General features: G+C 49.6%; 27 protein-coding genes. 18 read left to right on the top strand and 9 right to left on the bottom strand.

The genetic code is table 11. The features are described from left to right. Positions 1-201: 201 nt before the first annotated feature. Complete coding sequence (locus tag B8987_RS07755) at positions 202-2,442, top strand: penicillin acylase family protein (RefSeq protein ID WP_157782401.1); 2,241 nt, start codon at positions 202-204, stop codon at positions 2,440-2,442. Here the strand turns inward: B8987_RS07755 and B8987_RS07760 are convergent. After that, positions 2,439-3,542: an amidase domain-containing protein gene (locus B8987_RS07760; RefSeq protein WP_176213190.1), complete on the bottom strand. Its 1,104-nt coding sequence runs from the start codon at positions 3,540-3,542 to the stop codon at positions 2,439-2,441. The genes B8987_RS07755 and B8987_RS07760 overlap by 4 nt on opposite strands. 98 nt (positions 3,543-3,640) lie before the next feature. Continuing rightward, positions 3,641-5,089, bottom strand: coding sequence for a cryptochrome/photolyase family protein (locus B8987_RS07765; protein ID WP_341372086.1), 1,449 nt, complete (start codon positions 5,087-5,089; stop codon positions 3,641-3,643). 443 nt (positions 5,090-5,532) lie between these two features. Here B8987_RS07765 and B8987_RS07770 point away from each other — a divergent pair, with 443 nt between their 5' ends. Further along, a complete protein-coding gene (locus B8987_RS07770; protein ID WP_139793498.1) occupies positions 5,533-6,660 on the top strand; it encodes an NHL repeat-containing protein in 1,128 nt (375 codons plus the stop codon). Here B8987_RS07770 and B8987_RS07775 read toward each other — a convergent pair. After that, positions 6,657-7,235 (bottom strand): HPP family protein, encoded by a 579-nt coding sequence (locus B8987_RS07775; protein ID WP_176213191.1) that lies wholly within the window; start codon positions 7,233-7,235, stop codon positions 6,657-6,659. The genes B8987_RS07770 and B8987_RS07775 overlap by 4 nt on opposite strands. A gap of 109 nt (positions 7,236-7,344) precedes the next feature. On the opposite strand from B8987_RS07775, the gene B8987_RS07780 reads away from it, so the two are divergent. Then, positions 7,345-8,025 carry an HAD family hydrolase gene (locus B8987_RS07780; RefSeq protein ID WP_176213192.1) on the top strand — a complete coding sequence of 227 codons (681 nt, stop codon included), beginning with the start codon at positions 7,345-7,347 and terminating at the stop codon, positions 8,023-8,025. A gap of 7 nt (positions 8,026-8,032) precedes the next feature. Here the strand turns inward: B8987_RS07780 and B8987_RS07785 are convergent, their stop codons facing one another. Together B8987_RS07785 and B8987_RS07790 are read right to left on the bottom strand one after the other, a co-directional pair. Beyond that, positions 8,033-8,572, bottom strand: coding sequence for a manganese efflux pump (locus B8987_RS07785; RefSeq protein WP_084661185.1), 540 nt, complete (start codon positions 8,570-8,572; stop codon positions 8,033-8,035). A 16-nt stretch (positions 8,573-8,588) separates the two neighbouring features. Next, on the bottom strand, positions 8,589-8,966 hold the full coding sequence (locus B8987_RS07790) for a hypothetical protein (RefSeq protein WP_084661186.1): 378 nt from the start codon (positions 8,964-8,966) through the stop codon (positions 8,589-8,591). Positions 8,967-9,207: 241 nt separating this feature from the next. Between B8987_RS07790 and B8987_RS07795 the strand changes: the two genes are divergently transcribed. The 10 genes from B8987_RS07795 to B8987_RS07840 all read left to right on the top strand — a co-directional run bounded on the left by B8987_RS07795 (position 9,208) and on the right by B8987_RS07840 (position 17,651). Further along, positions 9,208-9,513, top strand: coding sequence for a hypothetical protein (locus tag B8987_RS07795; protein WP_020375524.1), 306 nt, complete (start codon positions 9,208-9,210; stop codon positions 9,511-9,513). A 1-nt stretch (position 9,514) separates the two neighbouring features. Further along, positions 9,515-10,621: an AIR synthase-related protein gene (locus B8987_RS07800; protein ID WP_084661187.1), complete on the top strand. Its 1,107-nt coding sequence runs from the start codon at positions 9,515-9,517 to the stop codon at positions 10,619-10,621. A 57-nt stretch (positions 10,622-10,678) separates the two neighbouring features. After that, entirely contained in the window at positions 10,679-10,891 is a 213-nt protein-coding gene (locus tag B8987_RS07805; protein ID WP_020375526.1) for a hypothetical protein, read from the top strand. A gap of 78 nt (positions 10,892-10,969) precedes the next feature. Next, positions 10,970-12,187 (top strand): hypothetical protein, encoded by a 1,218-nt coding sequence (locus B8987_RS07810; protein ID WP_084661188.1) that lies wholly within the window; start codon positions 10,970-10,972, stop codon positions 12,185-12,187. A 154-nt stretch (positions 12,188-12,341) separates the two neighbouring features. Beyond that, entirely contained in the window at positions 12,342-12,863 is a 522-nt protein-coding gene (locus B8987_RS07815; protein WP_084661189.1) for a sulfocyanin-like copper-binding protein, read from the top strand. A 457-nt stretch (positions 12,864-13,320) separates the two neighbouring features. Beyond that, positions 13,321-13,968 (top strand): twin-arginine translocation signal domain-containing protein, encoded by a 648-nt coding sequence (locus B8987_RS07820; RefSeq protein ID WP_084660845.1) that lies wholly within the window; start codon positions 13,321-13,323, stop codon positions 13,966-13,968. 24 nt (positions 13,969-13,992) lie between these two features. Further along, positions 13,993-14,811 carry a cytochrome c oxidase subunit II gene (locus tag B8987_RS07825; protein ID WP_084660844.1) on the top strand — a complete coding sequence of 273 codons (819 nt, stop codon included), beginning with the start codon at positions 13,993-13,995 and terminating at the stop codon, positions 14,809-14,811. A 53-nt stretch (positions 14,812-14,864) separates the two neighbouring features. Beyond that, positions 14,865-16,811, top strand: coding sequence for a cytochrome c oxidase subunit I (locus B8987_RS07830; RefSeq protein ID WP_084661190.1), 1,947 nt, complete (start codon positions 14,865-14,867; stop codon positions 16,809-16,811). A 12-nt stretch (positions 16,812-16,823) separates the two neighbouring features. After that, positions 16,824-17,402 (top strand): cytochrome c oxidase subunit 3 family protein, encoded by a 579-nt coding sequence (locus B8987_RS07835; RefSeq protein ID WP_020375532.1) that lies wholly within the window; start codon positions 16,824-16,826, stop codon positions 17,400-17,402. Between the two features lie 18 nt (positions 17,403-17,420). Then, a complete protein-coding gene (locus B8987_RS07840; RefSeq protein ID WP_028963412.1) occupies positions 17,421-17,651 on the top strand; it encodes a hypothetical protein in 231 nt (76 codons plus the stop codon). A gap of 100 nt (positions 17,652-17,751) precedes the next feature. On the opposite strand, the gene B8987_RS07845 is transcribed toward B8987_RS07840, so the two are convergent. Further along, positions 17,752-18,168: a universal stress protein gene (locus B8987_RS07845; protein ID WP_020375534.1), complete on the bottom strand. Its 417-nt coding sequence runs from the start codon at positions 18,166-18,168 to the stop codon at positions 17,752-17,754. Positions 18,169-18,345: 177 nt separating this feature from the next. Next, the gene (locus B8987_RS07850) at positions 18,346-19,098 is read right to left on the bottom strand and encodes a G1 family glutamic endopeptidase (RefSeq protein ID WP_020375535.1); all 753 of its coding nucleotides are present in this window, start codon (positions 19,096-19,098) and stop codon (positions 18,346-18,348) included. Positions 19,099-19,335: 237 nt separating this feature from the next. Between B8987_RS07850 and B8987_RS07855 the strand changes: the two genes are divergently transcribed. Continuing rightward, positions 19,336-19,737 carry a hypothetical protein gene (locus B8987_RS07855; protein WP_084661191.1) on the top strand — a complete coding sequence of 134 codons (402 nt, stop codon included), beginning with the start codon at positions 19,336-19,338 and terminating at the stop codon, positions 19,735-19,737. An 18-nt stretch (positions 19,738-19,755) separates the two neighbouring features. On the opposite strand, the gene B8987_RS07860 is transcribed toward B8987_RS07855, so the two are convergent. After that, complete coding sequence (locus B8987_RS07860; protein ID WP_020375537.1) at positions 19,756-20,625, bottom strand: alpha/beta fold hydrolase; 870 nt, start codon at positions 20,623-20,625, stop codon at positions 19,756-19,758. Between the two features lie 408 nt (positions 20,626-21,033). On the opposite strand from B8987_RS07860, the gene B8987_RS07865 reads away from it, so the two are divergent. Together B8987_RS07865 and B8987_RS07870 are read left to right on the top strand one after the other, a co-directional pair. After that, positions 21,034-22,770 carry an IS1634 family transposase gene (locus tag B8987_RS07865; RefSeq protein WP_242940626.1) on the top strand — a complete coding sequence of 579 codons (1,737 nt, stop codon included), beginning with the start codon at positions 21,034-21,036 and terminating at the stop codon, positions 22,768-22,770. Between the two features lie 5 nt (positions 22,771-22,775). Beyond that, positions 22,776-23,378, top strand: a complete 603-nt coding sequence (locus B8987_RS07870; RefSeq protein ID WP_084661192.1) for an alpha/beta hydrolase family protein — start codon at positions 22,776-22,778, stop codon at positions 23,376-23,378. Between the two features lie 506 nt (positions 23,379-23,884). Here B8987_RS07870 and B8987_RS07875 read toward each other — a convergent pair. Then, complete coding sequence (locus tag B8987_RS07875) at positions 23,885-24,697, bottom strand: hypothetical protein (RefSeq protein ID WP_020375540.1); 813 nt, start codon at positions 24,695-24,697, stop codon at positions 23,885-23,887. A gap of 245 nt (positions 24,698-24,942) precedes the next feature. Here B8987_RS07875 and B8987_RS07880 point away from each other — a divergent pair, with 245 nt between their 5' ends. Continuing rightward, a complete protein-coding gene (locus tag B8987_RS07880) occupies positions 24,943-25,851 on the top strand; it encodes a LysR family transcriptional regulator (RefSeq protein ID WP_020375541.1) in 909 nt (302 codons plus the stop codon). Positions 25,852-25,977: 126 nt separating this feature from the next. Then, positions 25,978-26,595: a hypothetical protein gene (locus tag B8987_RS07885; protein WP_020375542.1), complete on the top strand. Its 618-nt coding sequence runs from the start codon at positions 25,978-25,980 to the stop codon at positions 26,593-26,595. Positions 26,596-26,867: the final 272 nt, after the last annotated feature.

The following is a 26,867-nucleotide window of genomic DNA, read 5'->3' on the forward strand; positions in this document are numbered from 1 at the left end:
TTTCACGAAGTTGCTGTCCATGGTAATTTTGCTTAGAGCATTGTACACTACAAGCTAAGTGTAATGGATAACGGGAAGATTCTTAGGATTTTGAGGTGAAGAATGCGTAAGACTCATCTAAATGAAAAAGATCCATCATCGCTTTATCCATTTTCTCTCAAGGGGTTTAGGCGGGCCAGCCACTTATTTCGGTGGCTAGGGATGGTCAAGCCTGTTCAGAATTTACCCCAAGAGATTTTTACCGATCATTTAGACGGGCCCGTTGAGGTTGTTCGCGATGATGTCGGGGTTCCGCATATCCAAGCGAGCAGTATGAAAGATGCCTTGTTTGTGCAAGGATTTATTCATGGCCGTGAGCGGGCATTTCAAATGGATTTGTCTAGGCGCCTGCCGCTAGGGCAATTAGCCGAATTACTCGGCCCAAAAGCCTTAGATTACGACCGATTTATGCGCAAGCTCAATGTCAAACATTGGGCTAAAGAAGCCAGTTCAACGTGGTCGGACAACACCAAAGAATACGTACAAGCTTATGTCGATGGCGTGAATTATGCATTGAGATCCCAACCCTTGCCTCCCGAATACCGGTTTTTGAAAATGGATTTGAGAGAGTGGACCATAGAGGATACTAATGCCATTATTTATCAATTGGCCTGGTCGCTTAATACCATTTGGCATAGCAAATGGGTTTATGATCAACTGCAAAGTGAGCGAGATGAGGATGTGCGGGAGTGGCTATTTGGTATGCTCAATCTCATAACTCCCACCATTGTCCCAGACTCGGGAACCTATGACGCCTGGGGGACTATTGGGGTGGGATCCAATAACTGGGTTGTGGATGGGGCGCACTCAGAAACCGGCAGCCCGTTATTGGCCAATGATCCGCATCTTATGCCCCAATTACCCTCAATTTGGTATGAAATGTTTATTGAAGGCGGTGCCTTGCATGTCTTTGGGGCCTCTTTGCCAGGAGCGCCAGGCATTATTATTGGACAAAATCAGCATATTGCTTGGGGAATGACCAATATTGATCCCGATGTGCAAGATCTCTACCGGATCCACTTGGATGAAGACCACCACCATTATCACGTGGACGAGACAGTGCATGAAATTGTCAAACGTCAAGAAGTCATCCATATCCGGGGACAAATCGATGAGATTGTGGAATGCCTCGACACCATTTGGGGACCTGTCATTTATTCGGAGTCCGAGACCGAACATATTGCTATGGCATGGACCGGATTTCAACCCTTACCGATGGTGCAGGCGGTCTTGCGCATTAACCGGGCCCATGACTGGGAGACCTTTAACACAGCGTTGGCGGAATGGTGGGTTCCGGCTCAAAACTTTGTCTATGCAGACCGGGCAGGACACATTGGTTATATTGCCGCAGGGCGGGTGCCCACGCGGGAAAATGCTCCGTGGCGCGGGGTTGTCGATGGCAATACCCTGAAATATCGCTGGTCGGGCTGGGTGGAGTGGACGGAAATGCCCCGAATTTTTGATCCCGCCCGCGGATATATCGTCACGGCGAACAATCCTGTAGTGGGTGACAAAGCGCCTGTGCGCTTATTTGGCCGTTATTCGTTGGGCGCCAGGGCCAAACGCATCCAAGAATTGATTGAACAAGTACCCAAACATTCCAAAGAAACATTCAAAGCCATTCAACTGGACATTTATTCGGAACCTTTGGACCAATTGGCCAAAAAATTGTTGGATATCGACAATCTTCCAGAACAATGGCGTCACGTCTTAGAAGAATTTGATGGCATGACAAGCGTAGACAGTCCAGCCCCGACCTTGCTTTATCTCTTTGCGGTGGCTTGTGTGCCGCCAGCCATTCGCGAACGACTGGATACCGCTTTCTTCCCGGGTAACACGCCGGGGATTCCGGGGACTCATCCATTTCCGGAAACATTATGGACTCTGATGGGCGAGCGGCTGATTCCTGCGGTCTTAAGCCATTGGCAAAATATTGACGTGTCCCGGGCCATCAATGAAACCACCGAGCAATTGCACCGGCATTTTGGCGCCACGCCGCAGCAGTGGGCTTGGGGGCGCGCTCATAAAGCACGTCTTTTTCATCCTTTTGCGGATGTAAAAATTTTAGCCCCCTTATTTGCCCGCCAGCTATTGCCGATGCCAGGGGATCTTTATAGTCCTTTACAAAGTGCGTTTGCGTTAGACCCGCACTTGCCTTGGCCACGGACGGTGGCGTTTATGCCCAGTTACCGGGAGATTCTTGATGTGGCTTCCCCGGTTGAATCCATTGGGGTTCACCTAACGGGGCAATCGGGGCATCCTTTGTCTTCGCATTATGATAACTTGATTGTGCCCTACCTCTTGGGCCAATATTTTCCAATTGGTCCCGGTATGTTGACCCATTTATGGTTTATGATGGAACCGTCCTTGTCGCAAATCAAAGACAATGCTCCCAAATCTTAAGGACGTTGTGACGGAGCATGCGGGGCAGGAGGATAATGAACATGCCATAGATTATAGATGGTATGGCGATCCCAGCCTAGATCCCACGGCACCTGAAAGCGGTCAGCGGTGTGGCTATCGACCACCGGATAGCCAAAATGATCATAACCCACCACCAGGGCACTATGCACGGCTCGCCCGCGTTCGATGTAACTAATCAGATCTCCCGGCCTTATCGCGTCAATGGCTCCGTGAGGATACTGTGGAGTCGGTTTGGTCAGCTGTGCATAAGAACCGGAAGCATAGAGGGTGGCTCGGCCTGACGCATCGAGAAAATCTTTAAGACGCTGGGCATTAACCCAGGCGGGACTGCCTTCTTGACGCCTTACCGAGTACTCCCACCAAGGCGTCATGCGAAATCCAGCGGCTTTCAAGGCTTGCGACACAAAATTTGTGCAATCCCCTCCTTCGCCATTGTAACTCACATAATGCGGGTTATACCGCCTATCATTACCGCAGCCTGGCGCCGCACCACAATAGGTGTTGGCATAGGTAATGGTTTTAGCGGCTTCAGGAGACGCAGGTGGGGGCGCGAGGCGTTGTATGCGGCCTGAAGCGGGCACGGCGTGATGTGATAACCGGGAATCTTGATTCAAGGGGTCTGTAAAGATATCGTTAGCAATTAGCCAATGCCCGTGGTCCTTCACTAATTCATAATCATGCCGGATGCCCAAGCCAAATTGATCGTAAAGGCTCCTGTGGGAATCTTTGGAACCAGGGAGTCTCAAAGAATAAGCTTCACTGACGACACCAAAAATTTGAACGCGGTGAGGGGTGATGAACCGAATCGCTGGGGTTCTGAGTCCCACTGTCACGCCTGTGATTTGAAGACCACGGGCTGTTATCCACGCTTTAAGATATTTTTCGCGTTGTAAGGCGTGTTGAAAGGCAGAGGCATGAGCCGGAAAAACGGACTGAAGAACCTCTTTATTGCCGGTCACAACGGCCTCGTCTTCTTTTGTCACGAGGTCTAATAAGACCTGTTTGATTTGTTGTTCTTGCGGGGTTAAGGGAATCACATGAACTTGTGGAGATTTAGAGGCCCCGCTGATTGCGGCCATGAAGGCCCAAGTCATTAACCACCCATGTCTTATCATCATAGGGCTAAAATTGCCCAGAGGTTCCTCAGGCTATGCACGCGCTAAAACCCCTTAAAACGTTAAGGAGAAGTCGACGAGGAATTCTTCAAGGCGTTATACGCTTTAAGCGCGCGTGTACGCGCCTGGTCATGGCGAACAATCCGGTGGGGATAATTTTCTCCTAAGTACACTCCAAAGGATTCTAGTACGTCGCCAGGAGCTTGCCAGGGCGCGTGGAGCAGGGATAATGGCAAGTTTGCTAACTCCGGAAGCCAGGACTTGATATATTGTCCATTGGGATCGAATTTGTGAGATTGGGTAATGGGATTTAAAATGCGAAAAAAGGGGGCATGATCAAAGCCCGTGCCGGAAATCCATTGCCACGATACACTATTATTCGCTAAGTCAGCATCCACTAAATGATCGAGAAACCATTTGGCCCCCTCAGTCCAGGAGATTAAGAGATCTTTAACCAGAAAGCTCGCTACAATCATGCGAATGCGATTAGGGATAAAGCCCATGGTCTTTAGCTGCCGCATCCCGGCATCAACAATGGGATATCCCGTTTCCCCTTCTTGCCAGGCTTTTAGCGTTTTGGTGGCATGACGCCACGGAAACGCGGTAAAGTCGTTGTCAGCCGGAACATCTGTTAAAAACGGAAAATGATAGAGCAGGTAGGCCGAGAATTCGCGCCAGATGAGCTCGCGAAAAAAATGCTCAACACCAGCCGGAATTTCTTGATCCGCACGGAAGAGCGGGTACAACTCGGCGAGATCGTGAAGAATCTGGCGGATACTGATCTCGCCAAAATGGAGTGCTGCCGAGAGGTGTGAAGAATTTTTGGGCTGATAAATATCGCGGCTATCATGATACTGCTCAAGACCGTGCGCGACAAACGCGTGCCATATTTTTTGTTGCGCGATTTCTCCCGGTTTCCAATAAGAGACCAGCTGAGGGGATACCGCTTGTGCCATCTCCTCATGCCATGACGCTAAGCGTTCACTGGGAATCACACCAAAGCCTCTTAGAGCCGTCGGAGCCGGCACAAGCGGGGGAATACCCTGTTCCCTTAACAAAGACCGGATTTGGCTAAAAAAAGGGGTAAAGAGGTGATAGGGGGTTTTTTGTTGCGTCATGACCTCTTGAAATGGGGTTAGATAATTTGCTGGATAAATGCGGTAATGAATTCCCCGCTTTAATAAAAGATGTTTTAATGCGTCATCTTGGGCTTTTTCTCCCGGGAAAATTCCTTCACTCCAAGCGACATAATCGACCCCAATACTGCTAGCCAAATCGGCGATGGTCCGTGCATAAGGCCCACGGCGCAAGATTAATGAGACCCCGAGATCGTTAAAGGCTGAGGACAGTGCGGAAAGACTTTGCATCAGCCACCAGTCACTCGCCGTCGGGTGATTTAGCGGGGTCAAAGAATCGTCAAACACATAGAGAGGAATGACTTGACCGTGTCTGGCATCGTACAGAGCGGGGTTATCCGCTAAACGTAAATCCCGCCGGAATAGGACAATAATGGGTTTCGACGTAAAGACGACTCCTTTCGCGCTTTACGAGATGACTCGACAGAAAGTGAAAAAGCCTTTCTGATCTATTTAAGAGTATAGCGAATTTTGGACACCGATTTGGCGCTTCGGGGCCAGTTTGTTGACCGAAAAACATCACAAACGCTGGCCATTCTTTAAATCCTCGGTAAACATGGGGTAAAGACGGGGAAAGACATCGGGAAGAGAAAAGACATCCAAGGAACCTGTGCCAGTGCTGGTCATCGATGAGGCAGTCCAAAAAGACGATGAGGGAAATCACACCGGTTGCAAAATGTTTTGCATCCAAATCACTTCTTGTCAGCGTAGACTTTACCGAAAGACAACATAGGATGTTCACCACTGAAGAGGTATGAATTGTAAGCGGTATGTTTCGAACTAGATCTTGATGGATTGACCAATCAAAGGAGAGATATATGATGCACAAAGGGATTTTGGCTTTACTCGCCTCGACCAGCATGTTGATGGCTGCCCCGGTTTTAGCAGCAAGTCCAGCTCACGGAAATCCGACAACAGGGGACATTAATCACCTTCATCATATTCGTGTGATTGCGAGTACCGTCGCGCCCAATGGCGATCAGAATCCGTATGGATTAACGTTTGACAGTTTTAAAGGGAGCTCTAGTGCGCCTAATCCCTATTACGGGGACCTGCTCGTTTCCGACTTTTCCAATGCCCAAGGAGTTAATGGAGAAGGCAGCAGTATTGTAGCGATTAACCCCACAACCGGCAAAACTGCTCTCTTTTCACAAGAGGCCCAATATGGGCCTGTAGCACTTGCCGTGAGCCCTAAAGGGCCACTATGGATTGCGGACTTTGGAGGATTATACCCCACCCAGCAAAATGATGCCGTTCTGGCTCCGAATGGCAAAACCTTTCCCAATGGGGGGGGCGTCATTACCAACCCAGATCTCGATGGGCCGTGGGGACAAGTGTTTGTACCCAATAAAACGGCTGCCGCATTTTTGGTGACCAACGTATTAAACGGAACCATTGAAGCCATGTACGGTTTCGCCCCACCCGATTTTAATGTGGATACTAAGTTTCTCACCATTGGCCAAGGGCTGGCGCACACCGGGACGAATGCTAATAACGCTGTGGGACCGCAAGGCATGGTCTATGATCCCGCGACAGGCGAAGTGTATGTGACTGATGGGGCGGACAACTCGATTCGGGCCTTTAAGTGGGAAGGACCCAACACTCCCGATCAAGGACAGGGTCAATTAATTTACCAAGGTGGCCCTTTACGCCAACCGGCGGGAATCACCCTCGACCCCATCAATGGAGACTTACTGGTTGTCAACCAACAAAACAACAATTTGGTTGAAATTCGCTTGCCCAAGACCATAGAAACCAAAAACCATAAAGAAATCACGATAAAAGCTCACCCTGTGGCGGTGAAACGACTGGATAAGACAGCAGTAAACCCTGAGACGGGTGCTGGCTCAGCGCTCTTTGGTGTCTATGCGACAAAATCGGCATCAGGGCATTTGGTGGTATACTTCACGGACGACAACACCAATACGCTCGATATGTTGTACTAACTGACTACCCGTTTCCGACCGGAAGGACGCCCTTCCGGTTTTTTTACGTCCCACCAATATACCGGATAGGGCTTATGGCGAATATACCTGTTATAAAAGAGGGCAAAGGCTGCGACAGTGACAGCGCCAGCGAGCACGGGCGTCAAAAGGAACACCCACGACGCATGATTTAACATGACAATGATGGGATCAGAACTTGCCGGCGCATGGCTAAATCGTAAGACCGTCATCAAGAAAATCGAGGTGCCCACTGCCAGTCCCAAGGCAACAGGGGCGGTACCCAAAATGCGAAGCGCAACAAGACCGACTAAAGAGGATAGGACATGTCCCCCGATAATGTTTTTAGGCTGGGCAATCGGGGAACGCCAGTACTCAAAAGATACCATGGCCGATGCTGCAAAAGGTGGGATAAACCATAAAAAATTAGTCATGTGGCTGCCATAACGCAATAACATGACGACGACAAACCCTCCGATGAATCCCGATATACCTTCAGCCAGAGATGGTGGACTCGGGTGGTGATTGTGCCCAGGAGGTTCCCAAAATAACGTATGATCGCCTTTTTCCAATATCATTGACCTCCACATTGCCCAGGATTTTTCGTCACACTTAACCCTTAGATCTTAGCTTTTCCCAAAGCTGTCTTTAAGGGTATCATAGAACGAAAAGTTGCATCACAAGGATGTGAAGCCAATTCAAGCGGTTTTATTTGATCTCGATGACACGCTTTATGACCGGATCCCAGCGATTCGGACTTATGCGACAACCTATTTTTTCAGAGATTTTCATGCACTCTTGAAGCCCATACCGCAGGAGATTTTGTCCGATGTCATCGTGGAAGCGGATGGAGGGCCTATTCGTTCAGGAAAAGAAGCGATGCATGCTTTACAACGCATGTTGCCGTGGAAAGCCACACCGCCGGATTGGCAACAGTTGATGAAGCACTGGTTCACCTATTTTCCCTTGTGTAGTCACTGGACCCCGGAGATGGAAGACACCCTTCGCACCTTAAAACAGCGGGGATTAAAACTCGCGGTCGTGACCAATGGTCAGACGGCCGGGCAAAATCAAAAGATCGATACGTTAGGCATTCGCCCCTATCTCGATGCGATTAGTATCTCAGGAGAGGTAGGGGTCAAGAAACCCGAGCCTGAAATTTTCCATCATGCCTTGAGTATCTTAAGGGTGGCGCCTCAAGATGCCGTGTTTGTCGGCGATAACCCGGTGATGGATATCTATGGAGCGACACGTACGGGAATGCAGGCGATTTGGCTGCGGCGTTATGACAGACCCTGGTATGGTCCTCTCCCCTCTCCTCCTCAAAAAATCTTCGCGTTATCTGATGTCCTCAAGATATTGTCTTGAGGGGACCTCAGGCCATTTGCTGGATGAGAAGAAGGCTGCCCACGGCAAAGAGAGATAGGGGAATAAGCTGGCTTATGATTTTGGGCGATGACCATTTGTGTGCCAAGGAACCGGTGATGAAGCCTAACAGCGCAGAAGAAAAAGACGTCAGGCTAAAAAGAATAAACCACGAAATCAGATGGATCTGGACAAAGCCGATGGCTAAACCCACCAGGGCCTCATCCAGGCTAACGAAGAGGCCCAAAACAATCCAGAGAAAAGAACCTACGGGGCGCTCGGTCCATGAATTAATCTCGTCATCGTCACCTGCGAACCACAAATATATGCTGAGTCCGATCAGGCTTATAGGACTGATAAAGGGGGCCCACGCTTTGATAAAAGGCGATATAGTGTAAGCGAACCATAACCCCATCCCTAACATGCTGATTTCAAAGGCCACTAGGACAGGAATAAGAGTCATAGCGCGTCGTGGCTGACTTTTGGCTACCAAGGCGCTTAGTAAAAAGATGTCGAGGGCAAAGGGGATCGTCAACCACTTCATAAGCATGGGGGCACCGCCTTATTCATTGTGAATTTCGGCTCCACGGGGGCGTCGACTGGAAAATTTGATCTCGCGTTTTACCGAGTTGCAGCTGTCTAATAACCCATAAAATGCGGTGTTCAAGAAATTCCTTGCGATCTTTCAGCGTCCAATCGAGCGACATCGGAATTTGTCTAATCCACTCGGCAATCTGCTGAGCCTCTTTAGGTTGAACGCTTGCAATATCGGGGCCGTCGCCTAAAACGAGACGATTGAGTGTGGCCTCGGCATGGAGATTTTGAAGATCTTGAACATCGAAATGAAAAGCCTTGGCGACTTTGGGTCCTAAAACAATTTCTTCGACCCCGGGCTCATCAAGTAACTGATGTAACTGAAGATATAAGGCTAGCGCGTTACTCATGGTGTGCCTCCATCGTTTAAAGCTCCGGACTTGCCATGTCATCAGGGATGTTTTGGAATTTCTCCTCTTGCTCTTGATAATTAAGGGGATTGGCAAAAAAGTCAACCAAATGTCCTCTGGCGTTTTGGGCTACCACGTAAAAACACCATAAATATGCACTAGCTGAAGAAATGATTCCCTGTGACCTATGGCTCTAGCATGACGTTATAGGAATAGAGTGGATAGAAAGGGAATTTTAATCATGCTTGCACAAGGAACCATCACCCCCATGGGGATCTGTCAACAATGCGTATTGATTAGACCTGGAGTATTTTATGTAGTGACCGATCATGAACCGGTCGTGTTGTGCTATCTAGACGCTGCCGAAGCCTTATTGACCGAGGACATCAAAGACTTAGGACAGCCATGGCACGAGTGGATTATGTTTTATGGGTCAGCACTCGAAAAGATCTTTGAATTGTGGCCATCTTGGATGGGGACCTTGGAACACGAAAGGCATATGATCATACCAGATATCAACAAAAAAATGCGACGCGGGCGGAATTGAGATGGAAGATTTTCCGATTGGAAAGATTTCCCCAAGTTTATTTCACGACATCATTTATCCTGCGTTAGGAAATCCCAATCCTAAAATTTTAGTGGGACCGAATACGGGGATGGATATGGCCATCGTCCGGGTCGGTCAAGAGGACGTGTTGGTGACCAGTACCGATCCGGTTGTGATTCGTCCCGAGCTTGGCTGGCGTGATAGCTCTTGGTTTGCTGTTCAAGTCGTGGCATCAGATGTGGCTGTTTCCGGAATTATGCCACAGGTCATGACCTTTTCACTCGTTCTGCCAGCATCGTTGGCTGTAGCCGATCTTAAAGACTTATGGCAGGCGTTATCAGATGCCTGCCATAAGGAGCATATACAAATTGCCAATGTGCGCTTAATGTACTCGGATTATGCGACATTTCCCGTTGTCGGGGCAGCCACAGCCATTGCTCAGGGCCATCAGAGCCACTATATCACGCCAGCTGATGCGTCATTAGGTGATGAAGTGTTGTGTACCAAAGGTGCCGCCATCCAGGCCACAGCGATATTAGCCCGGCTATTTTCAACAGAACTCCGCACGTTTTTAAGCGCTGAAGAAACCTTTGAGGCCCAATCCCTGTTTGAACAGATTGGCGTGTTGCAAGATGTTCGTATTTTGTTGCGTCATAATTTGGTGAAAAAGGGCGTGAGTACTATGCATGACGCGACGGAAGGCGGGATTTTAGGGGCCGTTTATGAAATCGCGGTGGCTTCTGATTTGGGAGTGGAACTCGACGCCGATAACATTTTTGTGTATCCGGTGACCAAAAAAATTTTTGATCATTACTACATCGATCCTTTGAGTGTGATTAGCGAAGGAACATTAGTCATGACAGCCCGATCGACTTTTGTCCCCATAATTCAACAAGTGCTAGAAGAAGAGGGAATTTTGTGCCAGTCAATAGGACGCATGACGGATAAAGCCCATGGACGCTGGATTACGCAAAATAACATGCGCAAACCCCTTTATCATCCGGGATCTGATCCCTACTGGAGACTCATGAGCACATTACGTCAAAAGTCTCTTCATGTAAAAAGTCGAGGGGAAATCGGCCATACAGATTTTCACAATGAGACATGATTTTCATCATTTTTTAAGAAAGCTTCAGTACAACAAAGAAAAGAGGAGGAATGGTCCATGGGAGGTCCGGACGAGTTCGAAAGATTAGTTTGGCGTTATCAATTGGCATTAGACCGGTTCAATCAGGCCGATAGCGATCATTTCGACCAGGTTAACCAGGAATTGTCTCAAACCTTAGATGCGTTAAATCAGTATATTATCCAATGTAAACGACAACTCGGCTTTCCGGTTCACTCGACAACCCATCCTCAAGTGGCTCGTGTATCTTAAACCCGTCGTGATCTTTGACGAAATTCCGGTCCCGTCAGTGGACCGGAATTTCGTAGTGTTCAAATGGGAGGACAATTAATGGGACAACAACTGACGAGACAAGATGAGTCAGCTGTCGAACACGCGTCATCGTCGCGCGTAGGCTTATCACAAATGGCTTTATTGATGTTTGTTGTTGTCTTGTCTCGGGCGTTTTTCCAAGAGATTGGCACCTTAGCGTATATTTATTTACCTCATGCCTGGGTGGATGCTCCACAAGGGGAAATTCCCCCGCATGGGGGACTATGGTTTCAAAGTCTTGTAGGATTTTGGGCACATTGGGACGGCTACTGGTATTTATCGATTGCGCAATATGGATATCAAGGGCGTCCTACCGCGACCGCGTTTTTTCCCCTTTATCCTTGGCTTCTTCATCTTTTTGGAGCCACCATATGGGCTGGAATTGCGCTCAGTTTGTTCTTCTTTGCCAGTTCTAGCCTTTTTCTGTTCTTGTGGGCCCAAAAAGAGTGGGATGTTCATGTTGCCTGGATGGCCGTGGTTGTCTATGCTTTTTTCCCCACAGCGTATTATCTCAGTGCCGTGTATACGGAGTCGCTCTACATGACTTGGGTTTTCCTCACCCTCTATCTCGTCCAAGCCAGGCATTATCGGCTCGCCTTTATCACGACGGCTTTGGCGACCTTGACCAGTATTTATGGTCTGTTATTAGCCGCTTTGCTCTTTGTGCGGATTTGGCAGCGTGAAAAAGATTTTTGGCGGGCTGTCGGGTACAGTTTAGGACCGGTGGTGGGCTTAGGGATCTATATGGTTTTTCTGACGTGGCGTTTTCATGATCCCTTAATATTTCAGTCGGTGCAATCGAACTGGGGGCGGCACTTTGCATGGCCTTGGGTGACATTAAGTCAAGCGGTACACGACGCCTGGCTTCATCATCAGGCTTTATGGAATTTTCCGCAGTTATTTGCTTCTGGTCCAGCACATGGTTTTGATATTAATTTTTATGATGCCCTATTCATGATGTTTAGCCTCATCATGGTGATCATATATGGTCGTTATCTGCCGCTATATTTGTGGGCCTATCTTGTTCCAGCCCTCTGTGTGACCTTGTTCTTTCCTTCAGCCAAACAACCTCTCATGTCGTTTCCCCGCTTAATCTTTGAAGATTTTCCTATTCTTTTAGCGACGGCCATTGGTTTGACACGTCAATCATTTTGGAGAACAGGGTACTGGGTGGGATCGTTGTATTTAGGAGCTCTCTTAACCGCCTTATTCGCGACAGCCCATTGGGTGGCTTAACTTGATATCTATAAAGTACAATATTGACTATACAACTAGTAAAGTTATAACGATCTGATTTAATATTTTTTGTCAAAAGATAAATAGAGTATCATCATTCCGTCCTATTTGTGCTAATGTATATTTGTATTTTTTAGAAAGGAGGAATGAAGGCATGCCAAAAGCCGGTAAATGGGCTGGGGTAACAGCTTTGGGTGTGCTTGGATTGGCTTTAGCGGGTTGCGGCACACAAAGCATCAATGCCTCGCAATGGATGATTGTCCATCCGGCAACCAAAACGGTCGATTTAAAGATTGAAAGCACCTACTCGAGTGCCAAGCAGGCGAATGTATTTGACGGCTTCACACAAGGGCAGCTCGTGATCACCATCCCGTTAGGCTACCACGTTAATATGGACTTTATTAATAATGGACCGATTCCGGAGTCCATTGGGGTCTATCACGATCATCATTTAGCCTTTCCGGGCGCAGGCGAACCGTATTCTCAAGTTGCCATTTCGCCGAGCGCTGGCTTGTTGCCGGGACAAAGCCAATCCTATACCTTTACGGCATCGAAGCTCGGGACATTTATTTTAGGCGATATGCTTAATGGCGATCCGAATAATACGCCTACGAGCGATTTGTGGGATATTGTCAAGGTTGTTCCCTCCGGAACCCCTTCGATGTCTACGTCTTAAGAATCATTCGAAATTGATGTGTCGATTAAAGATATGGGATGAACCCATGATAAGCATTGCTGTTAGTCCATTATTGTTAGTCAGGACAACTATTAAGAATTATCATCAAATATAACTTGACAGCACTCTTTAACTAGATTAATTTGATGAGTAATCGGGGATTTCCCGATAGGTATTAAACGTCCACAGTTCGTGCAAGTGATTCGTGCAAGTGTTTGGAAAGGGAACAGGTCCTGGGCTTATGCGAGGTCAATAATCCCTGCCGCCAACCGAGACTAATCTGCCCCGGCACGACGACAGCACAACATCTTAGTGATTGCTATCCCCCGCAAAACCCGAGCGCGTTGGTATGACTCCAAGACGCCTCGTCAGCTATATATAGTTAAAATATTCTGACTATGTTCCCGATTCCTCACCAATGCACGTTATGAATAACTGATTGGAAGGAGGAACTTGGGTGAACAAATTACCAAATGAGCCCCCGGTTGAACCGGAAATTCCTGAAGAGCAACAATGGAGTCGCCGCCAGTTCCTCGTCGGCAGTGCCGCCTTAGGGGTGGCGGGCGCAGTGACCCTCTTTGGGCGCCAAGCGCTCGTGGATGCCGCGCGCGGTCTCTTTGGATCGCCGGTGAGTTCCGGGACGGTCCACCTCTACGCGTACGACTACTATTACATCCCCAATTACATGACCTGGCGCGTTGGCGACCAGATGGACATTATCTTCCAAAATCAAAGTCACACCCACTGGCATGAATGGACCATGGGCCGCCATGTGAATGAGGCCTATTTCCAAGCCTTTGGCAATCTCTCGGCGGACGCCTGGGCCGTCGACTTTTGGGATGGGGTCCATGTGACCTTGAGTGATCCCTATAACATCGATAACTTTGTGCCCAACAAAGCGATTGTGACCTATGACGGGCCTAAGGCGCTCTTTAACATCCAAACGGGCGGCGACTTTAGCCCGACGTTGAAACCCGGCGGCAGCATCCATATTTCCTTTACCGTGCCCAATAAACCCGGGATTTGGGATTATGGTTGCTTTGTCCAACAGTACATTCACTACCGTACGGGTATGCGCGGGAAAGTCATGATTTTGCCGGCCTGAGGCTGAGAAAGGAGCACGCCCATCATGGGAGAGAATGTCTTATTTACGATTTTATGGGTCGTCTTTAGTGTGTTGGGAGAGATTGGGGACCGGGTCCTGATTCATCACAACCCGATGTATTATATTGTCTCCAACCAAGGGGAATTGGCGCTGCAGGCGTTTAATTTCATCTTGGTGGTCCTCACCCCGATTTTTGTCTTTGTCGTCTTGTTCTTGCTTTTTACCATGGTGCGTTTTCACACCAAGCGGGGGGAAATGCCGCCCGCGAACCGCCGGTTCGCGGTGGACAACAAAGCGTTTGTGGTGATGTGGGTCGGGGGCAGTATTGTCATCAACTTGCTCTTTTTCCTCCATCCCACGACCTCCGCGATGGAGCAGATGTTTGCCTTGGATGAACCTGCAGCCAACACCCACGACTTGATTGTCGATGTCACCGCCCGGCAGTGGGAATGGATCTTTAGCTATCCGCAATATGGGCTGACGCAGACGGTCAATGCCAACGGGCAAGACCTGTTGGAACTGCCGGTCAACAAGCCCGTGGAATTTGTCTTGCGCTCGTATGACCCCTATCACACCTACGACCAATATGCCGATGTGATTCACAGTTTCTGGATTCCGGCCTTTGGCATTAAAGAGGATGTGATTCCCGGGGAAACCCGTTATGAGTACCTGACCCCGACCAAGATTACGTCCTTCAGCGTGAATCCGATGGTGCGGGTGCAATGTGCTGAAGTGTGTGGACCGGGTCATCCGTGGATGGAAGCGCCCTTGAAAGTGGTGTCGCAAGCGCAATTCGCGCAGTGGATTCAATACGAAAAATCGTTAGCCAATGGGGCGGGATAACGCCGCCTTGAACGACCGACGACGATGAGGGAGATTTTGAAGGAGGGATAATCGTGGCACAAGCTGTAATGACGCCCGAACACAAACCGCTCCAGCACCCGAAGAAGGCCATGATGCCTCCGGTGCTGCGGGGATTTTTATGGGCCGCTATTGGATTTCTCTTGGTCAACACGTTTGTGATTGCCGTCGATCCGTTTCGGGGGCATCCCTTTGTGACGGGTCCCTCGGTGACGTTGGGGTGGGTTGGGGCCGTGATAGGATGGCTCTTAGGCATCGGCGTCTATGACGCCGTCTTATTGCCGCTTATGGGCTTTGAAACCCGCTGGGTGGAAAAAGAAAAAGGCTGGCGGCGCTACTGGGAAATTGCCACGGACCACAAGGTCATTGGTCTTCAGTATATGATGTTTGCTGTTGGTGGCTTCTTGATAGCGGGAGCCATTGCGATGCTCATGCGCTATGAACTGATGACCCCGTACCTGACGATTTTTCATTATCCCAGCAATTACCTCACGGCGGTGGGGATTCACGGCACCTTGATGATGTTTTCCTTCGCCACCGTGTTCATGATTGGGGGCTTAGGTAACTATTTTGTGCCCCTCATGATTGGGGCCCGTGAAACGGTCCTATCGAAACTCTCAGGCATTGGCGTGTGGTTGGTCCCCGCCGGGATCTTGACCGTGCTCTTTAGTCCCATTTTGGGAGAATGGTCGACCGGCTGGCGCGGCTATGAGCCCTTAGCCGGACAAGATGCCAATGGCATTATCTTCTACTACTTGGGGGTCTTGGCTTTAACGATGTCCTCACTCATCGTGGCCTTGAACCTGGTGGCGACGGTGATGTTCCGGCGGGCTCCGGGCATGACCTGGGGACGTTTGCCCCTCTTCGTTTGGGGTCAAGTCACGGTCAACTTGCTGATGCTGATTTGGTTCCCGGAAATTCAAACAACCTTCGTAATGGGGCTGTTAGATAAAATCGTGCCGCTTAACTTCTTTACGGCGACGGGGAGTCCCTTAACCTACTTGATGCTCTTCTGGTTATTTGGCCATCCCGAAGTGTACATCATTGCCGTCCCCGCCTTCGCCCTATGGAATGAAATTATTCCGGTCATGGCGCAAAAATCGCTGTTTGGCCGACAATGGGCCGTGATTGGCTTGGTGTTCGTGATGATGCTCTCGGGTCTAGTGTGGGCGCACCACATGTTCACCAACTTGCGCAATAGCGAGATCTTGCCGTTCTCGTTCTTTACGGAGATGATTTCCATTCCCACCGGGTTTGCCTACATGTCGGCGGTGGGGACCTTGTGGAAGTCGAAAATTCGGCTGACCACCCCGGTCATCTGGATCTTGATGAGCATGTTCAACTTCCTCATCGGAGGACTCACGGGCGTGTTTTTGGCGGACCCGATTGTCAACTTGCAGCTTCATGACACCTTCTGGGTGGTCGGGCACTTCCACTACACCATTATCGGATCGATGGTCTTCAGTGGCTTTGGGGCGATGTATTACTGGTTGCCGAAACTCTCGGGCCGCATGTACAACGAGACCTGGGGGAAGACGTTGGCGATTATCACCTTCTTTGCCTTCAACCTCACCTTCAGCCAGTTCTTCCTCTTAGGATTACACGGGATGAACCGCTGGGTGCCGGCCTATCCGGCCTACCTCCAACCGATGAACTTTGAGGTGTCGATCTTTGCCTTCATCTTGGGGGCCTCGTTTGTGGCCAATATCATCTACATTGGGTACTGCTGGGCCAATGGGCAAAAAGCGGGAGAGAATCCGTGGAATGCCAAAACGCCGGAATGGTTCACCTCGTCGCCTGCACCCCGCTACAACTTCCCGGTGCAGCCAGAAATTGTGGCCAGCCTCTATATGTATGGGGAAGGAACCAAAGTTCCGGTGGTAACCACGGCGTATGATGAGCTGGCTGCCACCAGCCGGGCCTCGACGGATCCCCACTATGATTGGCATGATTACATGCCTACACCACCACACAACAAATAGGGGGGAACAACGATGGTGAATAAACCCGAAATGCCTGTCGAGCGCCGCAGTGAGGCGATTACCCCGCATAATTACCGGGCGGTCCGCTTTAGTATGCTGGTCTTTATTGCTACCCAAATTGTGCCGTTCGTCGTCTTGTTTGAGGCGAAGTATCTCTATGACGGCACGTATGTGGCACCGCAAGCCAACCAAGGCTTTGGCGTGGTGGTCGCCGCGTTGATGGCTTTGAGTGCGTTGGTGGCCTGGCAAGCGGTCAAGGCCGGCCGTCACTTTCAAGACCGGGATCTGGTGGGAACCCGCCTCAAAATCGCGGCAGGGTTAGGGCTGCTCGCGATGTTAGGGGTGGTGTACCAGTGGGGAATGCGGTATGTGTCGCCCCAATCCCGCTTTGGGGAGATGTATTATATCATTCTCGGGGCCGATCTCGTGTATGCGGTTGTCGGTCTGATTATGCTCGGGATTAGCATTATTCGCAATGTCCGCCAGAACATGGCCCCCGAACGGTTTTGGACGGCGGAAGCCAGTGTCTACTTCTGGATTTATGTGGCCCTAGCGTGGATTGCGAGCTGGCTCGCCGTCTACATTATTTGAGGACAGGAGAGGATAGATATGGGAGGCGGATTTTGGCCGACACTGCCCCTGAAAATGCCCTATAGCGAAGGCGTCCCGCATTGGTGGGATCCCGCCTGGTGGATTTTTCAGATTGTGGTCATGTCGATCTTATTGCTCACCCTGCGCAAAGTCGCGATGAGTATTGATCAGGCCGAGAAAGTAGAAAAAGAGCAAAGAGTATCCCGAAGACGCTCACCAGGAACTCCTCCGCCCAATATACCGGGTTAAAGAGGAATCAGAACAACAAACTAATTATCAAGCATAATACAACGAAAGACGAGGGCCCGTTTTCCTCGTCTTTCGTCCATTTACCCCAGTGATTCGTTCTTTATCGCACAACCAATACCGGCCGCACAGTATGGTCCAGAAGCTGGCGACTGACGCTCCCCAGAACGAGCCTATCGAAACCGTGATAGCCATGACTTCCTACCACAATAACATCGGCTCCATAACGTTCAGCCACCTCGGCAATCGTCGTTGAGGCATGACCTTCGACGACCACTAACTCCACATCATGGGAATTGCCAAACAAATCGTGAATCTGCCTCTCCACATTACGCTGTTCATTCTGATCCAAATCTTCAAAACCCGAAGGGACGAGGGCCTGTGGTGGATATGCCATGACCTCCCGAACATAAAGGGCAATCACTTTGGCCTCAGGAAATCCGGTCTTTAGATGTTGGACCATTTTTCCGGCCGCATATGCACTTTCTGAGCCATCAGTTGCCCATAAAATGATCTGCATGTTTTACCCCCTCCCCCGTTCCGAAGGTCTGCATTGTCTACCAGTCCCTTCGGTATCGGAACTGGATGGTTCCGACACTTTGATTATGGATCCGGAGTCTTAAGAGAGGTTAGGGACAATTGGTCCAAAGCTGTGGACCAATTGGACCATTCCCGCCCGTCGGGCAAGGGAAAAACGTCATTGTGGGGATGTAGAGGTTACCGCAAATGTGGTGGCATTAATGAGAGCAGGAGCAGCCCGAATGACCCCATCAATGCGCAGATCAATAGGGGTAGATTGTTGGACTGTTACCGTTTGGCCTTGTTGCGTCTTGGCCGTAGCATAAAACAGTTCGATGTTTTGAAAACGCGGAAAGGTGGCAAATTGGTTGTTGATGAGGGGGTCTTCAACAATCCATTCGGCGGAGCGAGGATTTAAGGAATATTGCACATCATAAGTTTGCCGGTAACTACCGGCTTGCAAGTCTAACGCCCATTCTTGAGATTTGACATGATAAATGGCCACATGCACCGCTTCTCCACTCGGTAAGTTTTGGGCAATCGGTTTTAAGGGTTCGGGAAGACCTTCGATCCACAAAATCGTTTCTGTTCCCGTTGCCGTATCCTTTGTTAAGGTTCCCGCTTGTAATAGGCGCTGTTGAGGAGCGCCGCCGAGTCCCACCCAAACCGCTAAAGAGCCCGGCGAGGTGAGTTTGGGAATGCGCCAGCTGGCCTCAATCGATTGATACGTCCCATGATTGCTGACATATCCTGCCCAATTGCGACTGATTTCTAAAGGGCCCTCTGGAGGGCTTTGGACGGAAAACGGTTCAGGGAGAGGTAATGTGACAGGATGCGAATGGATGGGCAGACCAGGCCATGAATCTAAGGGATTGGCATTAATCGTCAAGAGACCAAAGCCTATCGCCACAATCCAGTACATGGGCCGCATAAAAAGGTTATCCCTCCCTCCAAAACTTGTTCCAGGACACGTGAAAATCGCATAACTCGTTACTCAAATTGTAGCGTTGTTTTGTGGAGGTGCAACTCGCGTGCCAGCTGAAAATGTCTATAATAAATGGTATTCTCTATTTCTATGTACAATTCTTGGAAACTCCCAAGACATCTTACTCGCCGAGCCTCTTCTTGGGTCTCCCCAAAAACCCCTGAAAAAAGGAGCGTAGCCAACATGATGACCTTTGAGGAATTGGAAAAATATCCAGCTATCAAGTTGCATTACGGCTATAAAGTGGTAAAAATGACAGATAATCCCACCGAGTATCTGCCTGTGTCTCCTTCATCTGGTTCGACGGTTCGATATCATCTGAATTCATGGAATCTACAAGCAGGGGATATGGGACCCTTTCTTGTTCAAGGTGATTTTGACACCGCAAAACGCATAGCACGTACCATACCTGAGGTCACGATTTTGTTTGTGGCGTATGTCCCCGCAGCCTCCTCAACAGCAGCGACTGGGCTATGGACGACACACAATGGGGAAAAAATCGAGGCGCCTGTGCCATCCGGTGGTCTTTTAGCTCGCGCGATTCTGCCGTTAATCAATGTTTTGGACTCTTTTGAACGGCCCTGAAGCCAGGCCAAAAGGGTTTTAGGATAACGTGCCCATTGGACGACGTTTTAAGGATTCGGCACGAAGTTGGCGCGCCATCCAAGCCACCGACTTTTGAAAAACAAAATCAGGTTGATCGGCAATTAAGCTATGGGCGCTTGCGTTATGGTAGTGCAGTTCAAGGTCATGATGCGGTTTTAAGAGGGCCTCTGTATCATCATTGCGGGTTACCGCATCGTCGGTGCTTAACAAAGTCAAAAGCGGTAAATGCGGAAGCGGTCTTTGTTTAGCCTCTTTTTGTGCCTTCCATAAATTAACAAGAAAGCCTAATGTGTAAAAACGATTAACATTTCTGTCCTCCATAATGATTCGACTAATGTCGGGATGAATGGAGACACCTTGGACAGGCAGGGGACGAAGAGGTCTGAGTTTTGGTAGGAGCGGATGAACAAGGTGTGTCATGACATAGTAAACCCAGGTAGGCAGTGTTAGCTGCAATCCAAAGGAGGGCGCAATTAAAATGGCCCCGAGTACATCCGGAAGTTCTTCTTGGCATGCCAAATACGCCATGAGTGCCCCGTAACTTTCCCCGCCAATAAAAATTGGGGCGGAATAATGTTGATGTAAATGCGCATAAATGCGCTGGATGTCATTGACATGTTGGCTAAAATGACGGAGGTGTCCTCTTGTGCCCTGAGAGCGCCCGTGCCCTTCTAAATCGGGCAGAATGACACGTATGCCTTCTTGAGCCCATTTTAAAGCGATGGGCAAATAATATTCACTATGAACCAGAGAAGCATGAATGAAAATTAATTGCGCTCTGTACTTTTCAGGACTCACCCGGCGAATGAAAAGAGGCGTTTGTCCGTCCGACAAAAACTCGGCATCCATGGTAATTGCGTGCGTCATAGGTATCCTTTCCATCATCTTCTTAGACTATAGACGGTTCGCCGTGCCTTTAACATAGTCCATAAATAGGATTTTCCATTTTAATCGGATTTACGCCCTTTCAGAAGGAATTCCCCAAATGTCTTGCGAATACTCAAAGTATAGTTTTCGCGAAAAAAAATAGACAACAGAAAGAAGAGAACCTGAATGGGCGTGAAACCCTTGATTTTAATGCTTCATGGCATGAGTACGGGCCCAGAGCATCTAAAAAATTTCTTTGGGGAGCCTGATGAGTTTGATACCGAATATATGGCTTTGCCCATTTTGCGAGAGGGCCCGGATTTCATCAGATCAGGTTTTCCGCACCTAAATTTTTCCATTTAGTATTAATTATAGACGGAATGTTCTCGCAAAGGATTTGGCGGTCGCGTGTCGAATATTCTCTTTATGAAACTTGTCGAGTTGCCCAGTCGGGTTGTCGGCGCCGCGCCCGTAATTCGCGGGATCGCGGATGCTATCGGATTCGTGGATCTCTTAAATACCTTATTGGTTTGGGATGCGCAGCAATGTCGGACATCGCCGGGTGAACGCATTTTGGCGATGGTGCTCGACATTTTGACGGGCAAATCCCCTCTGTATCGCGTCCCGGATCGTCTCGCAGAAACGGATGTGCCCTTGTTGCTCGGGCGCGGCCGTACGGCCGCGGATTTTACCGATGATGCGCTGGGGCGGGCGTTGGATAAACTGTTTCAGGCCGGGCCCGCCGCGGTGTTTACGGCGGTAGCCGCGCAGGCTTATGCTCGAGAAGCGATTGAACTGCGTTCGGGGCATTGGGACAGTACCTCCCGATCGTTGCAGGGGGCCTATCGGTCCGCCGAAGACGACACAGAGCCCTGCGACCCCACGGCGGTCGACGATGCCGCCGTCCCTCCCCGTGCGATGCCCCGGCGCGGCCATTCGAAAGATCGGCGCCCCGATCTCAAACAAGTGCTCTTAACGGTGTTTGTGAATGGGGAAGGGGTCTTGCGCTTTGGGTCGGTGGCCTCGGGCAATACCTCGGACAAAACCCTCAATCGCCGGATGATTGAGGAGTTAGTGGCCGCCTTTTCGCCCCAAGAGCTTCACGATGTGATCTATGTCGCCGACTCGTCCTTAGTCACGAAGCCCAATCTCGCCGGCCTGCGTCAGGCCAACCTCCGCTTCATCTCGCGGTGTCCTTCGACATTTGCCGTGGCGCAGACCGCGAAAGAGACGGCGTGGGCTCAAGATGCCTGGACCTTCCTCGGGTCGGTCGCCGCCCGCCGCGACGCGGCGGAGTATTGGGCCTCCGAGCAACAGGCTATGATCGATGACGTGCCCTATCGGCTGGTCGTCTACCGATCTTCCCGGCTGGAGACCCACAAAGAAAAAACCCTGGATCAGCAAATCGCCAACGCCCGCAAAGCCTTGGCCGACGCCGCCCACGTCCTGTCCCAGACGCTCTATGACTGTCGCGAGGACGCCGCTCAGGCGGCCCGCCAGTGGCAAGCCCGCCGCGAAACTGCGTGGTTTGCGGTGGAGACGACCCTCCATGAAGAAGTGCAGCGCCTCCCCCGTAGCCGCCGGGGCCGACCGCCGAAAACGGAGGAACCCCAGACCAAAATCGGGTGGCGCGTCACGGCCACCATCGGCGCGGTGAACGCCGCCCAACGGCAACGCGAATGGGAACGCCAGGCCACCTTCGTGTTGATCACCCCGTTAGATCGCCGCGACTGGGACGCGCGTGCCCTCTTGCAGGAATATAAAGGGCAAGTGCACTGTGAACGCCATTTCCACTTTTTGAAAGATCCGTTGTTTGTGGATGCCTTGTTTGTGAAAAAGCCCGAACGGGTGGAAGCGTTAGGCTATGTGCTCCTGATGGCGTGCTTGTTATATAGTGTGATGGAGCGGCGCGCGCGCCGCAGTGCCGTGTCCATTCCCTCGCCGGCGCGGCGGGTGCTCACGCACCCGACGGGCCACGAAATCATCCGACACCTCCATTCCGTCCAGGTGATTCCGTTGCCGTCAGGGGCGCGGCAAGTCGCCGTACCGCAACGCTTTCAGGCGACATTTTTGGCCATTTTGGAGGCCTTAGCGTTACCCGAGACCGTGTATACGGAGCCCCCCAACCCTCCGAAACGGGAATAAAAAAAATGCCCAAACCACGTACCAAAGGGTGCGAAATACGTGTCAGATCCTTAGCCCAACGTGATATTTTTCGTGATTTATATGCGGCTGTATTTTTGGAAAGCTTGAAGGAAATCACCAACCGGATTGCCCACGAAAAGGCCCAACGGCCTATGGGATTATTTGGTTTTTCGATTGGAGCCTACATTGCCCTATGGGCGGGACTGGTGGATCATCCTGACCGGATTCAGGCCATTGTTGCTGTCGGCGGTGTGCCATCCTTTGACTATCTCCGCTTTTATTATCCAGACTATGATTTTTCCACCCCGCATGCTGTTCGGTTGATGGAGGAAACGGATTTAAGTCGGCAGCCGATCACTATCAAGGGACAACACGTACTTATCCAACATGGGCTTTCCGATCCGGTGGCGCAAATCGATTGGATTAAACCGTGGGCCCAATCGCTAGCGGAAAAGTATCCCGAGCACGTGTCGTGGACTCCGTATGCTTCTTTGCAACACCGGTTGTGGGCAGAAAGTTCAGGCGAAGAAGAGGATGTTCTTGCCTTACGAAACCGGACTCTCAAATGGTTTACCGAGGCTTTGGGACCTGCTGCCTCCCAGGGATAACAGAGTTCATTGCGCTTGGTGACTGGGAGATGAAGGCAAATTTGACGAGAAGGGCTTAACAGGCGCAAGAAATTTGGTCCATCTCAAGGTGGTCAAAAAAGACAGAAGGCGCAATGGTATTGCGCCTTCTTAAGTTTCATGCATCTTTCCCTTGAGAGACCACGGTGACTTGCATTTCCCCACCATGTTGAATACGGTCGGACGCGCAACGGGGGCAGACCGTGGCGGTAGATCCCGCCGGCAATAAAAAGACTTGATCACAATCGAAGCATTTGTATTCACTTAATTTAACGGTATCGCTCATCAATCATGAAGCCTCCCTTGCGGTATCAATCCGGTTAAAATCGTTGGGGTTAAGCAGTAAGGGTAATGTAAGATCGTGCCGTTAGTATTTTAACAAATTGGTAGATAATGTGATAGAGATGTAAGAATATTAGATGCATGTCTTCGCTTTGTGTAAGAACAAGGCGTGATTATTTTGTTGGTAGGAAGGAGATACGAGATTCTTAGAAACGCGAACCCCGTATCTGCTCAGAATGGTGAGGCTGCTGAAAGAAAAATAATCCTGGGTAAGGCGTGACAGGTAATTTATTCAGCAATTCTTTCGTATGCCAAATGAGGCCGATCACAGTGCTGATGGCTGCAATGATGGCCATCCAAGAGTTTTGTGCAAACAGACTATAGGTAATGCATATCGTCGGTATCAGATATAAGAAAACGACTAATCCTGTCCATATTCCTAAGGGCAGCGAGGACCGTAGAGATAGGGTAAAGAAAAACGACACACTGATAAGCGAAAACAGGACAATGGACAAGGCCGAATAGACGACCGGATGATGGCTGACACCTGCTAACATGGCAAGCCCAATGCTGAATCCTGAAACGAGACTGGGTCCCATCACGGCAAAAGCCGTCGAGGCTTTGGCGTCCCAATGTGGGGCAATATAAGACAGACTCCAAGTTACGGAGCGAAAATGAGAGAGCAAACCTAAGGACGAGACGATTATCGCTAAAATGGTAAGTTGCCAACTGCCTTGGGGCTCTAAAGCGTCGGTAAATCCCATCAGGCCTAATAAGGTCATGTAGAGATCGGTAAAGAGCGGACGGGCTCCAATTTGTCCGGGTTGTGAATTTTTCATCCAACGCCAGACTAACATTCCCCCCATGGCCAAGGCAAAACTGACGATTTCCGCATGGATGAGGGTTGGCCAAAGAGTCTGGGTTAACGGAAGATTCATGGCTAAGGCAATGGGCATCATGATGCCCCCGGAAATCCCTAACAGCGCCGTAAACAAAAATGGTGGCAACGCGGGCCGCATAATACCCCTCCCATAAGAAATTTGCGAATCGGTTTCGCAAATCATTAAAACTGACTACTTCGCGAAAACGTCATCACAATGTACAATAGGTGAAAAGGACTAGATAAATAGTATAAATTGTTCACAATATTCGTATCTATGATTATGTATGATACAAGAAATCAGAACGGGATAAAAGCCTTTCTATTTCAGGAAAATTGATGGCGGTTAGGATAATCCATGATATTGGGCAGGAGGTTTTGGGGTTGAACGAACAAGTCTGGACCACCTTTAAAATCGTCGCGGAGATCGGTTCGATTTCCCAAGCGGCCCGGACGCTCAACCTGTCACAGTCAGCAGTTAGCCAACAAATACAAATGCTGGAACAAGCCTATGCGACCACGTTGTTTGTGCGGACGAGTCAAGGAGTGCATCTTACCGAAACCGGGGAAGTCTTATACCGGTATGTGACCTCTTTGCTGCGGTTAATCCATGAATCCCAAGGGGCCATTAAAGAACTCAGTGACAGCCGGCCTCAAACTTTGGCCATTGGCGCCAGCTTAACGATTGCCGAGTACTTGCTACCCGGAATTTTGGCAGAATATGCGAAAAACCTCATGAATGCGCAATGGACAGTATCTATGGCCAATTCTCGGATGATTTTTGAACAGGTATTAAGCCATACCATTGATATTGGACTGATCGAAGCTCCATTCTCCGATCCGCATGTGGTGGTGCGGCCATTTTTCGATGATCATCCAACGCTAGTGGTCCCGCGCGGTCACCGGTGGTTTGGGCAGGATGAAGTGTCCCTGGATGAATTTCTTCAAGAGCCGTTCATTTTACGGGAACCGGGGTCAGGAACGCGCATGGCCTTGGAGGAAGGTCTCGATCATTTAGGCATCGATGTAAAACAACTCAATGTACGTCTTGTATTAGGGACTACCCATGCGATTAAGCAGATGATGCTCAAAGGCTTTGGCGTTAGTGTTTTGTCTCCTCTGACCTTAAACGAGGGTGAAGAACAACTATTTCACTGTTTGCGGGTCAAAGGCTTAAATCTCTATCGTAATTTTTCTGTTGTGTATCAAAGGGATTTAATGACCCGAACGGGAGAACGCTTTATCCATGCGGTCATGACCGTTCCCAATGGATTTGCCAATGCAAAACATTAAATCCTAAAATCCTTGTGAGTCTGTGCCGTGTTTTTCACGAGGCAGGATAAAAATTTTCTAAACCTGTCGCCATTCCCCTTGCTTGTCCCGTAAAATAACGGGTGTGACAAAGGGGGAGGCTGTGAGATGAACACCACAGGGAAAACAATTAGTGTGATCGGTGGCGGGCTTATCGCCATTGGACTTCTTTATACGGGCATTTCGTTTCTTCTGCCTCCCATTCTGCCAGCACCATCATCTCCCAGTCAAACCGTTTCCACAATTCGTCATCACCATATTGATAAAACTCACCGCGTATCGTCCAAGACCACGTCGTCAGCGACTACAGGTCCAAACGGCATGACAGCCCTAAGCTACAATCCCGCCATCAAGCAAACGGCATTGAATCTGGCAAAAGAGTTAGGTATCCACTTGCTCTTGCCCAGTCAAGCGTATCCTGGAACTACTCTAGTAGAGAGTTATGTTGATGATTCTGTCCTCAATTTGGAATTTAATAATATGGTGGCGATGGAGTCGAAAAATCCCATTATGTCTTCATACAAGCCGGGTGCCTCTGTGAATGTGACTTTGGCAAATGGCGTCCCAGCTGAGTGGCTCCTAATTTATGGTGTAGGTGGGGGAGCGTATCGTCTATTGTTTGAAGAAGACGGAACCTACGTACGGTTGCAGCTCTTTCACGGTTATATTCCTGCAGGCCTTCAAAATGCTGAAGAGATTGCCGATCAATTTATGCCTGTCTCCTAGAAATCTTCTCAAATCGATACACTTTTGCGATTTTCGCGTATTCGTATTGCGTGATTAATCAGTTGGTTTGCGGTGTTGTCGTCACGTTTGTCAAATCGTATTGTGTGATGGATCACCGCATCCATAATGGGGAATTCTGTGCTACGTGGAGCGTAGCAGCTAGCAGTCATGTACACTATAATTGGGTAGTTGTGGATGGCCTAATAGGCAGTTATGTTCGAGCGCTTATGTTCGAAAGGAAGTTTATTATGGGTAGGATGATAGTAGAACCT

This window comes from Sulfobacillus thermosulfidooxidans DSM 9293 (assembly GCF_900176145.1).
Lineage (GTDB): Bacteria > Bacillota > Sulfobacillia > Sulfobacillales > Sulfobacillaceae > Sulfobacillus > Sulfobacillus thermosulfidooxidans.

Excerpts from the sequence above, each read along its gene's own strand:
- B8987_RS07755 (WP_157782401.1), top strand. The coding sequence starts at position 202 with ATGGTCAAGCCTGTTCAGAATTTACCCCAAGAGATTTTTACCGATCAT.
- B8987_RS07760 (WP_176213190.1), bottom strand. The coding sequence starts at position 3,542 with ATGGCCGCAATCAGCGGGGCCTCTAAATCTCCACAAGTTCATGTGATT.
- B8987_RS07770 (WP_139793498.1), top strand. The coding sequence starts at position 5,533 with ATGATGCACAAAGGGATTTTGGCTTTACTCGCCTCGACCAGCATGTTG.
- B8987_RS07775 (WP_176213191.1), bottom strand. The coding sequence starts at position 7,235 with ATGATATTGGAAAAAGGCGATCATACGTTATTTTGGGAACCTCCTGGG.
- B8987_RS07785 (WP_084661185.1), bottom strand. The coding sequence starts at position 8,572 with ATGCTTATGAAGTGGTTGACGATCCCCTTTGCCCTCGACATCTTTTTA.
- B8987_RS07790 (WP_084661186.1), bottom strand. The coding sequence starts at position 8,966 with ATGAGTAACGCGCTAGCCTTATATCTTCAGTTACATCAGTTACTTGAT.
- B8987_RS07795 (WP_020375524.1), top strand. The coding sequence starts at position 9,208 with ATGCTTGCACAAGGAACCATCACCCCCATGGGGATCTGTCAACAATGC.
- B8987_RS07800 (WP_084661187.1), top strand. The coding sequence starts at position 9,515 with ATGGAAGATTTTCCGATTGGAAAGATTTCCCCAAGTTTATTTCACGAC.
- B8987_RS07805 (WP_020375526.1), top strand. The coding sequence starts at position 10,679 with ATGGGAGGTCCGGACGAGTTCGAAAGATTAGTTTGGCGTTATCAATTG.
- B8987_RS07810 (WP_084661188.1), top strand. The coding sequence starts at position 10,970 with ATGGGACAACAACTGACGAGACAAGATGAGTCAGCTGTCGAACACGCG.
- B8987_RS07815 (WP_084661189.1), top strand. The coding sequence starts at position 12,342 with ATGCCAAAAGCCGGTAAATGGGCTGGGGTAACAGCTTTGGGTGTGCTT.
- B8987_RS07825 (WP_084660844.1), top strand. The coding sequence starts at position 13,993 with ATGGGAGAGAATGTCTTATTTACGATTTTATGGGTCGTCTTTAGTGTG.
- B8987_RS07835 (WP_020375532.1), top strand. The coding sequence starts at position 16,824 with ATGGTGAATAAACCCGAAATGCCTGTCGAGCGCCGCAGTGAGGCGATT.
- B8987_RS07840 (WP_028963412.1), top strand. The coding sequence starts at position 17,421 with ATGGGAGGCGGATTTTGGCCGACACTGCCCCTGAAAATGCCCTATAGC.
- B8987_RS07845 (WP_020375534.1), bottom strand. The coding sequence starts at position 18,168 with ATGCAGATCATTTTATGGGCAACTGATGGCTCAGAAAGTGCATATGCG.
- B8987_RS07850 (WP_020375535.1), bottom strand. The coding sequence starts at position 19,098 with ATGCGGCCCATGTACTGGATTGTGGCGATAGGCTTTGGTCTCTTGACG.
- B8987_RS07855 (WP_084661191.1), top strand. The coding sequence starts at position 19,336 with ATGATGACCTTTGAGGAATTGGAAAAATATCCAGCTATCAAGTTGCAT.
- B8987_RS07860 (WP_020375537.1), bottom strand. The coding sequence starts at position 20,625 with ATGACGCACGCAATTACCATGGATGCCGAGTTTTTGTCGGACGGACAA.
- B8987_RS07870 (WP_084661192.1), top strand. The coding sequence starts at position 22,776 with ATGCCCAAACCACGTACCAAAGGGTGCGAAATACGTGTCAGATCCTTA.
- B8987_RS07875 (WP_020375540.1), bottom strand. The coding sequence starts at position 24,697 with ATGCGGCCCGCGTTGCCACCATTTTTGTTTACGGCGCTGTTAGGGATT.
- B8987_RS07885 (WP_020375542.1), top strand. The coding sequence starts at position 25,978 with ATGAACACCACAGGGAAAACAATTAGTGTGATCGGTGGCGGGCTTATC.